Raw genomic sequence first — 14,471 nt, forward strand, 5'->3', positions numbered from 1 at the left:
AAGAACAGACATAACAAAAACCCATTTTTCCTTCAAAGAAAAATGGGTTTATTTCTATACACTGCATTTTACATATTGAACATGAGACGTTTTGCGATCATCTGGAACTCTTCCGGACCGATTCCCGGTGCAAACTCTTCCGGCAATTCATCCAGATCCGGCATCTTAGCACCTTTTGGCGTGCCCTCTTCCACAATAAGCGGGGCATTCGTTAACGGATGCGGCCCTTTCCAGATTTTATTTATATCCTGATAATCCCCTACGTAATTCCATGTAAATAATACATTTCCATAGCCACGCTCTTCATATTTTCTTGCGTGGTCAAATACATGATTGTCAAGGCTAGGAATCGGAAGCATCCGTGTTACATCCACACCCGTCGCCATTTCCAGCGCTTTTGCATAGGCAACAACATGTGTTCCGCCGCGCACTAGTAAATAGCCAATCATTTCACGGGCTGTCGGATGATCCGTCATTTCATAAACACGCATTTTATGTGTCCGCGCTCCGCATTCCAAGAAGAAATTATGCAGCAAGTCGAGCACTAGATTCCCGCTGGAAAATACGTATTCCCCATTCCAAGGTTTCCCCATCGAATCTACAGGTAAAGCTGTCTGCGCAGAAGCGATAAAGCTCTGCGTATTACGCATATTTTTGGCGTTCATCATCGGTCCCAGATTTGGGTTCCCGGAAAACGTCGTATCTTTGCTGAGTAAATTGATTGTAGTCGCTACAAGTTCCACATGCCCAAACTCTTCTGCTGTAATACTCGCAACTAAATCATAAAAAGGCTTTAATTTCTTTTTCCCGCGGAAATTGAATGACTGATACATATAGTTATTCAAAGTGGACATTTCGCCAAATTTCCCGCCTAATAATTCTTGTACTGCACTTGCAGCGTTTGCGTCTCCATATTCAACCTGTGGTAAATCTATAAGTAATCGATTGACGCGTTGAAACAATAAAGCACCCCCTAATTGTCATAGTAAGCTTATGACGATTTGGGAGTGCGTAGACCATATTCATTTCATTTTTTTAAAAATGGCATAATCCAAACTATTTTGTCGATACGTATATAGAACGGCGTTTGGCAAACATCCAGTACAATATAGTCCGGACATATTGCGGCCAATATCCCTTGCTGAACACGATTCCCCTCTTGCTGGACGGCAACCATTTGCCCTAAATAGTTTTGGATCGCTTCAAGCCAGTACGCGTTTGGATATGTGTTCATTTGAACCAAAAAATCACTCCTTTGTATGCATACTGTACAATATGCGAAAAAGGAGTGAACCGTTCATCGTTTATTTGCCTTTAGATTCGATCGTGATTGTTACAGGACCATCATTAATGAGTGCAACATCCATCATCGCACCGAAAACACCTGTTTCCACATGCAGTCCATTCGACTTTAATTGTTCATTGAACGCTTCCCATAACGGTTTTGCCTGTTCGGGTCTTGCCGCTTCAACAAAACTAGGCCGCTTTCCTTTGCGAGTATCCGCATAAAGTGTAAATTGGGAGATTGATAATATATCGCCGCCTTCTTCAGCAATGGAACGATTCATCTTGCCGTCCTCATCTTCCCAAATACGCAAGTCGGTAATTTTTTTCGCTACATATTTAATATCTTCTTCTGTATCACTATGTGTAATGCCGACAAGCAGCACATAGCCTTTTTGAATGGCACCTGTTACTTGTCCATCGACTGTAACAGATGCCTGTTTTGAACGTTGTAATATTACGCGCATCTTTTCCCCTACTATCTATTAATTAATTACACGCTGAACGGAATAAATATCCGGAAGCTGTTTAATTTTTTCGACAACACGATGTAGTCCTGAAATATTGGTAATGGCAATCGTTAAATGAATCGTGGCAATTTTTTCACGATCCGCACGACCTGTAACTGCCAAAATATTTGTTTTCGCTTCACTGACAGCATGCATGACATCATTTAAAATGCCTGGACGGTCGAATGCCGAAATCTCGATATCCACAGGGTAATCTTTGCGGATCTGTGTCCCGTCATTTTCCCATTCCACTTCAATAAGACGTTCCAGGTTTCCATCTTCCTGGATATTCGGACAATCTGCACGGTGTACTGAAACACCCCGACCTTTCGTAATAAAGCCGACAATATCATCACCCGGTACCGGTGTACAGCAACGTGATAAACGAATTAATAAATTATCGATTCCTTTTACAATAACACCTGATTCCGTACGTTTTTTTGGTGTTGGATTGTTCATGCTTTTAACGATTTTTTCGAGAGCTTCTTCCTGTTCACGCTCTTTTCGCATTTTTTCAGCAAGACGATTGACGATTTGCTGAGCCGTAATTCCGCCTACGCCGACAGCCGCATACAAATCATCTTCATGTGTATAATTGAATTTTTCAATCACACGTTTAATATTTTCTGTTGTTAAGACTTCCTTTATATCAAACTCTTGAGCCTTAATTTCTTTTTCAACGAGTTCTTTTCCTTTAACAACACTTTCTTCACGCACATGCTTTTTGAAAAATTGCTTGATTTTGTTTTTTGCCTGCGAACTTTGTGCAATTTTAATCCAGTCTCGGCTAGGGCCGAATGATTGTTTCGATGTTAATACCTCAACAATATCCCCTGTTTTTAAAGGTGTATCAAGCGGTACCATTTTACCGTTCACTTTTGCACCAATTGTTTTATTCCCGACCTCCGAGTGAACACGGTAAGCAAAGTCAATTGGTACAGAACCGGATGGAAGCTCAATAACGTCCCCTTTTGGCGAGAAGACATATACCATATCCGAGAATAAATCGAATTTCAACGATTCCATAAACTCCGCAGCATTTGATGATTCATTTTGGAACTCGAGGATTTCACGGAACCAAGTCAGCTTCTGATCGATTGTTTCTGCATTTTGTTCAACGGTTTTGCCTTCTTTATAAGCCCAGTGTGCTGCGATACCGAACTCTGCTATTTTGTGCATATCCTTTGTACGGATCTGCACCTCAAGCGGATCCCCATATGGTCCGATAACAGTTGTATGTAGGGATTGGTACAGGTTTTGCTTTGGCATCGCAATATAATCTTTAAAGCGTCCGGGCATCGGCTTCCATAATGTATGGATAATTCCGATTACCGCGTAGCAATCTTTAATACTATCGACTAAAATACGTACCGCGAGTAAATCATAAATTTCATTAAACTGCTTTTTTTGAAGTACCATTTTACGGTAAATACTGTATAAATGTTTCGGACGGCCAAAAATATCCGCTTCAATTTCCACTTCTTTCAGCTGGGAATTGATTTCGTCCATTACGTTATCCAAATAAGCTTCACGTTCATCACGCTTTTTCTTCATCAAGCTGACGATCCGGTAATACTGCTGCGGATTTAAATAGCGTAATGCCGTATCCTCCAGCTCCCATTTCACTTTCGAAATCCCTAATCTGTGTGCTAATGGTGCGAAAATTTCCAGTGTTTCCTGAGAAATGCGGCGTTGTTTTTCAGCCGGTAAATGTTTTAATGTCCGCATATTATGCAGACGGTCCGCCAGCTTGATTAAAATCACTCGGATATCCTGAGCCATCGCAACGAACATTTTCCGGTGGTTTTCGGCTTGCTGCTCTTCTTTTGACATATATTTAATTTTCCCGAGCTTCGTTACCCCATCAACAAGCTTGGCTACTTCTTCACTGAATTCATTTACTAGATCTTCGCGTGTCACTTCCGTGTCTTCCACGACATCATGCAAAAATCCTGCGGCTACCGTTTCAGGATCCATTTGCAGCTCAGCCAAAATACCCGCCACCTGTACTGGGTGAATAATATATGGTTCTCCCGAGCTGCGGAACTGCTCTTTATGTGCTTCTTTCGCTACCTCATATGCTTTAACAACAAAGGTAACATGTTCTTCGTTCATATAAGATTTGACGAGCTCGAAAACATCTTCGGGCGCCAATATTTGTTCTTTCGCCATTATGAGTCCACCTGTTCTTTCTATTTTCGCTTTAAGTATAAGTTCAATTGTATAAAAAATGCCTACTAAATGTAAAGGCACGCGGGCATTTAGTTTTGCAGAAAGTCGAAATTTGTAGAATTATTGAACAGCTTCTAATAGATAATCATTGAAAAAAACTATCCCGCAAAGTTATGCGGGATAGTTTTGTGGATTAATATTGAATTAAAGTTTTAATTGGAATATTGTTGATTTTGTTGCGGCCGTTCAATTCTGTAAGCTCGATAATGAATGCTGCACCCACTACTTCGCCGCCTAATTGTTCGATTAAGCGAACAGTTGCTTCTACTGTACCGCCTGTTGCAAGCAAGTCATCACAGATTAAAACTTTTTGACCTGGTTTTACTGCATCTTTGTGCATTGTTAACGTGTCAGTACCGTATTCTAAGCCATAATCTGCAGAAATAACTTCACGTGGAAGCTTTCCTGGTTTACGAACTGGTGCGAAACCGATTTCTAAAGCATATGCAACTGGACAACCAATAATAAATCCGCGTGCTTCAGGACCTACGATGATTTCAGCGCCAACTTCTTTTGCATATTCTACAATTTCATCAGTCGCATATTTATATGCCGGACCATTATCCATGATTGTTGTAATATCTTTAAAGCTGATGCCCTCTTTCGGCCAATTTTCAACTGTTGTTACGTATTGTTTTAAATCCATTCTTCCTATGTCCTCCTCAAGAACTCAATCGTTCATTAAACCATTGCTTAAGTTCACTGTATGTTGCATATAACAGCTTCTGCTCAAGTTCAATTTGTTGTGAACGCAATTTATATGACGGTGCTTCGGATAATGCTTTTTTCGGTGCATTTTCGTTTACTGTCGTCAAACCATTCTCTATTGTAACAAATCCTAGCTCAAAAAACACTTTTGTCATAAATTTAATTACTTCTATATTTAGTCCGATATGTTCGGATAATTGTCGAATATGTTGTTTCAAGTTGAAATCAGGACGTTTTTTCAGGAATCCGTAATACCATTTAAAGTGTTCCCTTGTCGGCATTCCATTAAAATATGCTGATTGATCAGTATATAAATGTGCATAGATTCGTTCAATTTGAACTTCTTGCAGTAATTTTTCCAATGTGGATACATTTTCCGGCAAATCGAGTAATACGATATTTTTGTGTAATTTTCCAGCATCTGTCCCAAGAGTGAAATTTATAATTTCTTTTGGGATCTCCTGTTCAAAATGAACCTTTGTCTGTTCGGAAAAAGCAATAAAATCCGTTTTTTCCGCGTTAATTTTAGCAAGCCAGTTTGCAGTTTTGCTTTTCCCACGGTAATCATATAGTTGCCATTCATTAACCCGGACATCCTGAATCATGAATTGCGGTTTTTTATTGCCCTGCCATTCATTGATCTGCAGGTCTCCAACTAATGATAAGGCAACACCATATGAAATTTCATCATGTAAGGACCCTTTGTTGAACCCAATTGCATCAAGAGAGCGATACAGATCTTCCAGCTCCATCTTCAAATGATTTTCGCCGGAACCAATTTTGCGCATCGATTTTACTTTTACATCCTGAATCCCAAAAACCGGCTTCGGAAATTCTGTGCCAAATGGAGCCAATTGCCGCAGTTCTTCAATTGCATCGACGGTAATTTCACTTAGCTCAATCGGAACATCAATCTGCATCTTCTGTATAAGCTGCTCTTCGGTTAAACAAAGGCTGGCCTGTTCATTTAAACGTGTACGCAATGTATCCACATGTTCTATTGGTAATGTCATCCCTGCCGCCATTGGATGTCCGCCGAAATGCGGTAAAATATCTCGGTTTTTCGCCAACTCATTATACAGATGGAACCCTTCAATACTTCTCGCGGAACCTTTCGCGATCGCTTTTTCATGATTAAGTGAAAGAACGATTGTCGGACGATAATATTTTTCAACTAATCGCGAAGCAACAATCCCGACAACACCCGGATTCCAACCTTCTCCTGCTACTACTAAAACAAGAGAATCTTTTAAAGTAACATCATTTTCAATCATTGCCATTGCTTCATTTGTAATATTTTCTACAATTTTTTTCCGTTCTGTATTTTTATCATTTAACTGGGTTGCCAATGCATTTGCCTGTAGCGGGTCTTCGCTCATTAAAAAATGCACACCCGGTTCGGCACTGCCTAAACGCCCAATTGCATTAAGACGGGGACCAAAATAAAAACCAACTGTTTCTTCATTAATATCTCTCTGGTTTGCCCCCGAAGCATCACAAATGGCCTTAATCCAAGGATTTGGAGACTGTTTTAACGCCTGCAAACCACGCTGTACTAAATAGCGGTTTTCGCCAACAAGCGGCACTAAATCGGCAATTGTCCCGACCGCCACATATTCAAATAAATGGTCCGGCAATTCGCCATATAATGCATGCGCCAATTTAAAGGCAACACCTACCCCTGCAAGCTCGCCAAACGGGTAATGACCTTCTGGTACACGTGGGTGGATGATAACATTGGCATCCGGTAAAACATCCCCTGCCTCATGGTGATCGGTAATAATCACATCCATACCAAGTTCTCTGGCCACTTTTACTTGCTCAATCCCGCTTATCCCATTATCGACCGTAATAATTAAATTTACGCCATCTTCATAAGCTTTTTTGAAAAGTTCTTCGTTCGGGCCATATCCATGAATAAACCGATCTGGAATGACAAAGCTGACATCTGCCCCCAGATCAAGTAAAGTATTGAGCAGCACAGTTGTACTTGTAATACCATCGGCGTCGTAATCACCGTATACGAGAATCTTTTCACCGTTATCTAATGCTTGTTCAATACGCATAACCGCGTCTTCCATCCCCGCCATTAGAAACGGATCATGGTACTGCGTTTCATCAATTTTCAATAATGGCTTTGCTTGTTCTATCGATGTGCAGCCACGGGCAATTAAGATTTTTGCTGCGATCGTTGAAATATTCAGCTGTTCACTAAATTGTTTTACAAGTTGCTCATCTTGTTTTGTTATTGTCCATAATTTTTGTGACTGTATCATATATATTCACTTCCTCACGCAGTTCATTATAACGGAAATCTATTACGTTTCCCAAAGTTTCTTCTGATATTAATAGAAAAATTGATATGTAATTTCAGGAAGAGTGTTTATTAAAATGGATACATTACATGGTCATCAAACGTTTCTTTACCGAATAGGATAATCAATTAAAAAAGCTATTTGAAACGTTTGTTGTTTCAAATAGCTACGATTGGATCGCATATCCTTTTGTTTACTTTTTCGTCCTTTCCTCATTATCCGGAATTTCTTCTGTCACAAATGCGGAAGCACCCCGTTCCCGGAGCTCGTTTTTCAATCGGACAATCTCAGCATCCTTTTCATTAATCAGTACATGGGTTGCTTCAAGTTCTTTTCGTACTGCTTTCGTTTGCCTTTTACCCCCGTACATACGGAATGCCGAAAAGCAAAAGCTGATAATAAAACCAATTAACACCGATCCTAAAATGATTAATATCAACGGCCAGCGCGCTTCTCCAAAAACGTAATTAACCTGCACGCTATCCACATTTACTGTAGCAAAGATGGCAATTATTATAGCAAAAATGAGTCCAACTACCAATGTCCATTGAATTTTCATATTAGTCTCCTCTCACGCTTTATTTAAGAAATTTATTCCTTTTTTTCGAGGAGGGTAAACAAAAACCGCGTAATTTGCAGAATTGCAATTACGCGGTTTAATATTCTTAAACTTGTGGCTCGTCTGAACCCCATTGTTTTTTCTCTTTTTTCACAACAGAAGTACCTTTTTTGTCCATTTCACGGCATTTTAGTGAATACCAAACTTGTGCCGCAATACAGATTGAAGAGTAAATCCCTGTAATTAACCCGATTAATAGAGCGATTGAGAAGTTTTGAATAGAAGGAGCACCTAAGAAAATCAATGCTATAACTACTATAATAACCGTCAATACTGTATTAACGGAACGTCCCATCGTTTGACGAAGAGATTTGTTGACTATCAACGCAAGCTCTTCTTTCGTCGTAATTTTTTCGTGACGGTCAATATTTTCGCGAATACGGTCAAACGTTACAATGGTATCGTTTATCGAATAACCGACAATCGTTAATACCGCCGCGATAAACGTAATATCTACCTCTAAACGCAGCATACTGAAAATCACGATAATAAAGAATACGTCATGCAGTAATGAAATAATGGCACCTAGACCCATACGCCATTCAAAACGAATCGCTACATAAATAATAATGCCGAGCGCTGCCAATGCCAATGCATACATCGCATTTTCTGCAAGTTCTTTTCCGACTGTAGCCGAAACAGTACTTAAGCTTGGCTCATGTCCGTACTTTTCGTTTACCTGCTCTTTAAAATCAAGTACTTCTTGTTGAGAGAAATCATCTTTATAACGCATTACAGCAATTTTATGATCATCGCCTGAAATTACGACATCATCATTTGCAAAGCCGATTTCATCCAGATAATCTGCAACTTCTTCTTGTACTAGGGCCGTATCCGATTTAATCTCTACTCGTGTACCTTGAGAAAAATCAATTCCCAGATTCAGCTTAAATACGCCGAGTACCACAATACCTGCAACCAAAATAATTGTAGATATCGCATAGAATTTTTTACGGTTGCCAACGAAGTCTAATTTATCGAATTTCGTTGTTAAATCAAGTGATGTAATCTCTTCATCAATTGAATGCTGTTTTGATCTGCTGATACCGAACCATGCCGGATTATTGAAGTAACCGCTGTTTACAAGTAGTCCCTGTAATACACGAGATCCCCACACAGCTGTTACGAATGATAGTAAAATCGAGATAATTAATGTCGTTGCAAATCCTTTAACTGAGCTTGTACCATAATAGAATAATACAACAGCAGCAAGCAAAGTTGTCAATTGAGCATCAATAATTGCCGTTAAAGACTGCTTTGAACCTAATTTATAAGCATCTTTTACTGAATGGCCAACACGTAGCTCTTCACGAATACGCTCTGCTGTTAAAATATTCGCATCAACAGCCATCCCGATCCCTAATACGATCGCCGCAATACCCGGTAATGTTAATACAGCATTAATACCGTTAAAGACGATCAGCACTAAATATGTGAATACCGATAATGTGATAATTGAGATAAAGCCCGGTAAACGATAGTAGATCAACATGAACAGGAAGATTAGCAGTACGCCGACAACTCCTGCAAATACTGTATCATTTAATGCGTCTTTACCAAATTGTGCTCCAACCGATGTTGAATAAATTTCCGTTAACTTAACAGGTAAAGAACCTGCATTTAATACAGACGCAAAGTTTTTCGTTTCTTCTACTGTGAAGTTACCCGAAATCATAACATCTGTTGTATTTAAAACTTGTGTTACAGAAGCAGCTGACTGGAATTTCTGTTTGCCTGGTGGCTTTTTGCTTTCTTCAGCGTATGAATCTACGCCTTCTTCAAAATCCAGCCAAACAACTAATAAGTTATTCGGTGCGCCCATGCTCATAACTTTCTGCGTCACTTCTGCAAATTTAGCCGCGTCTTTCAATGTTAAAGTTACGATTGGCTGGTTCTGCTGGTCAAATGACGCTGCTGCGCCACCTTCCTTTAAATCAGTACCATCCAGTAAAATATTGTCATTTACATCACGGAAAGTTAAATTCGCTGTACTAGATAATAGCTCACGAGCAGAATCCTGATCTGCCAAACCTGCAAGCTGAACACGAATTCGGTCTTCCCCTTCTATTTGAATGCTTGGCTCACTAACACCGAATGCATTTATACGATTGTTTAATGCCGTCGTTGTATCTGCCAGTACACTCTGGGTAATCGCCTGTCCATCAACAAGTGACTCCACTTCATAAAGTACTTCAAATCCACCTTGAAGGTCCAATCCAAGTTTTACATCGTTTAAAACCTTCTCTACCGTTGTGCCCATTCCTGTAAATAGCAATGCTACGACAAGAACGAACGTAATGATACGGTTTGCTAATTTCATTAAAAAATCCTCCTCAATATCACACTAAAAGCGGTGTGATGTAAAACGTAAAAATTACCTTCCACAAACTATGTATTCATTTCAATAATTTTCTGAATTACTTTTCAAAAATAACAATCCGATAGTTTGAAAAGCACAACACTCTCATTATGAAACAGCTAGTGGAAACTGTCAAATTATTACTAGATAATTTATTATATAATTCTTATATTTCCCTACTCCTTAAGCGGTTGAAATAAACTTTTCAGCTCTTCACTGGAAAGCTTCAAGTTCAATTCATTGCGCTTAAAATCCCTTATTTGCATATAGCTTAACACTTCCGAAGCCGTTGCACCGAAAATGCCGGATGTCAGCTCATGCAACCGCATATTTTGCACATCTTTTTTGCGCCACACCTTGTCGATGCAATATTTCCATAAATCTTGTTCCGTTATCGAATCATATCCATAGTAATGGAATTCTTCAATTTTGTTCGTCAATATAAGCTGTACCTTTTCGTAAAGGCCGAAAAATGGAATTTGCATGTCGATCACTCCTGAACTTAGGTTTTAACTGCGATTACTACTGCATACTTTATTGTATATGAATGAAATTAAATTGAGAAGGGAGAAAGCAGAAGTTATTTGGGCTCATTTCTAAAAGGAACATTATTTTTAATGTTTGTCATATTTATTTCAAAATGTCTTGGGTTTATGTACAGAATGCAGTTTATGCGTATTGCCGGGGAGGAAGCGGTCGGGCTCTATATGACGGCTTATCCGACATTTATATTTTTCATTTCGCTTATTCAATTAGGTATTCCGATTGCCATTTCTAAGCTGATTGCTGAATACCATGCGAAAAAGAAAACGGAACATGTCACATCCGTGATGAAAACGGCAATCAAAATCTCGGCCATTTCAATTATTTTATTTAGCCCATTCATTTATTTTGCTATTCCGTATATCGCAAAAGTGCTTTTACATAATGAAAACCTTATTTTCACTCTTTATATTAGCCTTTTCACAATTCCTATCGTAATCTTTTCAAGCTTAATAAAAGCATATTTACAAGGTTTAGCAAAAATTGCACCAACTGCATGGGCACAGCTTCTTGAACAGCTTGTACGGATTGGTCTCATTGTTGTATTGTTACCTTATTTCATTTCGGAATCGCCTGCATTGACAGCAGCAGCCGCTATGGGGATAACAGCAATTGGTGAGGTCTTTTCATTACTGTTTTTGGCGATATTTTATAAACGCTCGAGTAAAATGTTCAAAAAGGGATCAACAGGCACTTCCTTTACAAAACCGATTTTTAATATTGCATTGCCATCAGCAGGCAGTAAGTTATTCGGTACCTTTACATGGTTTTTGGAACCGATCATATTCTTAAAGGCACTGACGGTTTCAGGATTGGCTGCAGGCGCCGCCACTACTTTGTACGGAATCATCTCAGGTGTGCATATACCACTATTGCTGTTCCCTGCTTTCATACCTGCTGCATTGGCAATTGTACTCATTCCTGCTGTAAGTAGCGCACTGGCGAGCAACAATTACCCGTTGCTGAATAAGCGTATTACCCATTCATTACGGCTATCTTCATTGATTGGCTGTATGGCCGCTACTGTGTTTTTCATACACGGCGATGAGTTGACAATGGTGCTGTTCCATTTGGAGGAAAATCGAGGCTATATGAAAATATTGGCACCTATTTTTTATTTTTACTATATACAAAGTCCGCTTCATTCCATTTTACAAGCACTTGATGAAGCACAGGCTGCCATGATGAATTCCATCTATGGGGGAATCGGGAAACTGTTTTTACTGTTTTTCCTTGCCTCACAACCAGCCATACAGGAGAAAGGTGCGATTATCGCTATAGGCTTTGGCGTACTAATCACATCCTTCTTACACATCGCTTCCATTAGACAGCAGAAAAAGATTAATGTTGGTTTCCGCTTTTTTGTTCTGCCTTATGGTATTTTCATCCTTACTTGTTTTGTACAGCCGATCATTGCTGCGGGAATGCCGCTTATTATGAGCATTGCAATTACAATTGGGTTTGTCTTGCTGTTACTGTTTATTACAAAACAAATTCGTTTTACTGATTTCCAGTATCTTCGGTCAATTTTTTCGCGCTCGTAATTGGACAAACCACTTTCCGTCTTCATAGCTGCAGTAAAAAATATCTCTTATATTCGGGTAGCCGTTAACCAGTAATTCACGAACGAGCCATTCTTCATCTTTATCAATAATTTTTAAATGTCTTTTATCAACATAGCCATCCAAAATAAGAGGCAAAATAAATCCGCCCTGATTTTTTTGATAAATCGATAGCTTTCCTGATTGCTCCAAAAATGCGTAGGCAACGTCCTGTACAGAGCAGACTCCCTGTTCGCGTAATTGCTGGAGCAAATCATCGAGATTGTAGCGCTGCTTTTTCATTTCCGCTTCACAGATGAATCCGTCGCGGATAACAAGCGAAGGATCACCTTCAATAAAGTCGCGCAGTTTTTTATTTTTTAATATAAGCCAGGAGTTTAAGTATTGAATCAAAAACAATAAAATTATCGGTAAAACGGCTTTAAAGAACTGCCTGTCATAATCGTCCAAAGCGATTGCAGCTACTTCAGCCATCAATACGAATATTGCCAAATCCACAATGCTGAGCTCACCAACTTCACGTTTGCCCATTAGACGGAAAACCACTAGTAAAATAATATATAAAACAATTGTTCGGAATATAATTAATGTATAATCTTCCAATTGATTCACCTCTCATACAATAGCTTGTTCTAAATTGCATGAAAGATACAAAAAAGCTTGTGGAAAATAAATTTCCACAAGCTTTTTTAGAAACGTTTAAACCGATTCTACACGGCCAATTGCTTGGCGTTCGAATTTTAAACGTGTATTTCCGTCAACGATTAAATAGACAGTCGTATCTTCAATTGCATCAACTTCTCCGTGTAAGCCACCTACAGTAACTACTTTATCACCACGTTTTAAGCTGTTTTGCATTGAAGCAGTTGCTTTTTGACGTTTTTGTGCTGGACGAATTAAAATGAACCACATCGCAACGAACATTACGATAATCGGCAAAAATTGTACTAAACCTTCCATTTTCAAATTGCCCCCTTTCTCTATCTCTTTCTCACTTACCTAGTATAGTATAGAATTGCACGTTATTGCGCAAAAAACTCTTTTTTTTCTCAAAAAATTATATTGAATTTCGGATTTCGAACATATTTTTAGAAGTTTTTAGCATTTGGTTTATTGTAACCGTACTTTTCAAAGAACTCTTCTTTGAAATCGCCAAGACGGTCTTCGCGGATAGCCTGACGTACATCTTCCATTAATTTAATAAGGAAGCGCAGGTTATGGTATGAAGTTAAACGTAAACCGAACGTTTCTTCCGTACGTAATAAATGACGCACATATGCACGCGTATAGTTTTTACATGTGTAACAGTCGCAATTTTCATCGATTGGCGTAAAGTCTTTTGCATATTTTGCATTTTTGATGACCATACGTCCTTCAGATGTCATTAATGTACCGTTACGTGCGATACGTGTAGGTAATACACAGTCAAACATATCGATGCCGCGCATAGCTCCATCGATTAAAGAATCCGGTGAACCGACGCCCATTAAATAGCGTGGTTTATTTGCCGGCATCATAGGTGCAGTGAAGTCCAATACTTTGTTCATAATATCTTTCGGCTCACCAACTGATAAACCGCCAATTGCATAACCCGGGAAATCCAGCTCTACTAAAGCTTCTGCCGATTTACGGCGCAGCTCTTCATACTCGCCGCCTTGAATAATTCCGAACAGTCCTTGCTCGTCAGGGCGTTGGTGTGCTTCTTTACAGCGTTTTGCCCAACGTGTTGTACGGTCAACAGAAGCTTCCATGTATTCGTATGTCGCCGGGAATGGCGGACATTCATCAAATGCCATCATAATATCAGAACCTAAGTCGTTTTGGATTTCCATCGCCTTTTCCGGTGATAAAAACAGCTTGTCTCCATTTAAATGGTTACGGAAATAAACGCCTTCTTCTTCGATTTTACGGAATTTTGATAAAGAAAATACTTGGAAACCGCCTGAATCCGTTAAAATTGGACGATCCCAGTTCATGAATTTATGCAGTCCGCCTGCTTCTTTCACGATATCATTCCCTGGACGCAACCATAGGTGATATGTGTTTGACAGAATGATTCCTGCATTCATCTCTTTTAATTCTTCAGGGCTCATTGCTTTTACTGTCGCTTGTGTACCGACCGGCATAAATGTTGGTGTTTCAAATGAACCGTGTGGTGTATGGACAATACCTAATCGCGCACCAGTCTGTGCACATGTTTTAATCAATTCATAACGAATTGGTGGTTGTTTTGTTGTTTCAGTCATAATAAAAAAATCCTCTCGTTTCTAAAGTAAACACAGTACTTCGAATGAAAACACCTACTAAGTTTAGTAGGTGTTGCACAAATCATTATTGTAT

General features: G+C 39.3%; 13 protein-coding genes. 1 reads left to right on the top strand and 12 read right to left on the bottom strand.

Annotation, left to right across the window (positions count from 1 at the left end):
* Positions 1–68: 68 nt before the first annotated feature.
* The 9 genes from B5473_RS18800 to B5473_RS18840 form a co-directional block, all read right to left on the bottom strand.
* Positions 69–962, bottom strand: a complete 894-nt coding sequence (locus B5473_RS18800; RefSeq protein WP_079527983.1) for a manganese catalase family protein — start codon at positions 960–962, stop codon at positions 69–71.
* Positions 963–1,027: 65 nt separating this feature from the next.
* On the bottom strand, positions 1,028–1,234 hold the full coding sequence (locus tag B5473_RS18805) for a YuzF family protein (protein WP_251689991.1): 207 nt from the start codon (positions 1,232–1,234) through the stop codon (positions 1,028–1,030).
* Between the two features lie 70 nt (positions 1,235–1,304).
* The gene (gene dtd, locus B5473_RS18810) at positions 1,305–1,751 is read right to left on the bottom strand and encodes a D-aminoacyl-tRNA deacylase (RefSeq protein ID WP_079527988.1); all 447 of its coding nucleotides are present in this window, start codon (positions 1,749–1,751) and stop codon (positions 1,305–1,307) included.
* 18 nt (positions 1,752–1,769) lie between these two features.
* Positions 1,770–3,965, bottom strand: a complete 2,196-nt coding sequence (locus tag B5473_RS18815; RefSeq protein ID WP_079527990.1) for a RelA/SpoT family protein — start codon at positions 3,963–3,965, stop codon at positions 1,770–1,772.
* 193 nt (positions 3,966–4,158) lie between these two features.
* On the bottom strand, positions 4,159–4,671 hold the full coding sequence (locus B5473_RS18820) for an adenine phosphoribosyltransferase (protein ID WP_079527992.1): 513 nt from the start codon (positions 4,669–4,671) through the stop codon (positions 4,159–4,161).
* Between the two features lie 16 nt (positions 4,672–4,687).
* Positions 4,688–7,009, bottom strand: a complete 2,322-nt coding sequence (gene recJ, locus B5473_RS18825; RefSeq protein ID WP_079527994.1) for a single-stranded-DNA-specific exonuclease RecJ — start codon at positions 7,007–7,009, stop codon at positions 4,688–4,690.
* Between the two features lie 232 nt (positions 7,010–7,241).
* A complete protein-coding gene (locus B5473_RS18830) occupies positions 7,242–7,607 on the bottom strand; it encodes a LapA family protein (RefSeq protein ID WP_079527996.1) in 366 nt (121 codons plus the stop codon).
* A 106-nt stretch (positions 7,608–7,713) separates the two neighbouring features.
* Complete coding sequence (gene secDF, locus B5473_RS18835; protein WP_079527998.1) at positions 7,714–9,987, bottom strand: protein translocase subunit SecDF; 2,274 nt, start codon at positions 9,985–9,987, stop codon at positions 7,714–7,716.
* A 215-nt stretch (positions 9,988–10,202) separates the two neighbouring features.
* Complete coding sequence (locus B5473_RS18840; RefSeq protein ID WP_079528000.1) at positions 10,203–10,511, bottom strand: post-transcriptional regulator; 309 nt, start codon at positions 10,509–10,511, stop codon at positions 10,203–10,205.
* Positions 10,512–10,643: 132 nt separating this feature from the next.
* On the opposite strand from B5473_RS18840, the gene B5473_RS18845 reads away from it, so the two are divergent.
* Positions 10,644–12,113 carry a putative polysaccharide biosynthesis protein gene (locus B5473_RS18845; protein WP_254865370.1) on the top strand — a complete coding sequence of 490 codons (1,470 nt, stop codon included), beginning with the start codon at positions 10,644–10,646 and terminating at the stop codon, positions 12,111–12,113.
* Here B5473_RS18845 and B5473_RS18850 read toward each other — a convergent pair.
* The 3 genes from B5473_RS18850 to tgt form a co-directional block, all read right to left on the bottom strand.
* Entirely contained in the window at positions 12,093–12,734 is a 642-nt protein-coding gene (locus B5473_RS18850; RefSeq protein WP_079528004.1) for a DUF421 domain-containing protein, read from the bottom strand. The two genes, B5473_RS18845 and B5473_RS18850, sit on opposite strands and share 21 nt — an antisense overlap.
* A gap of 96 nt (positions 12,735–12,830) precedes the next feature.
* Positions 12,831–13,091 carry a preprotein translocase subunit YajC gene (gene yajC / locus B5473_RS18855; RefSeq protein WP_079528006.1) on the bottom strand — a complete coding sequence of 87 codons (261 nt, stop codon included), beginning with the start codon at positions 13,089–13,091 and terminating at the stop codon, positions 12,831–12,833.
* A gap of 128 nt (positions 13,092–13,219) precedes the next feature.
* Positions 13,220–14,377, bottom strand: a complete 1,158-nt coding sequence (gene tgt / locus B5473_RS18860) for a tRNA guanosine(34) transglycosylase Tgt (RefSeq protein WP_079528009.1) — start codon at positions 14,375–14,377, stop codon at positions 13,220–13,222.
* Positions 14,378–14,471 lie beyond the last annotated feature (94 nt).

The organism is Solibacillus isronensis (assembly GCF_900168685.1).
GTDB lineage: Bacteria > Bacillota > Bacilli > Bacillales_A > Planococcaceae > Solibacillus > Solibacillus isronensis_A.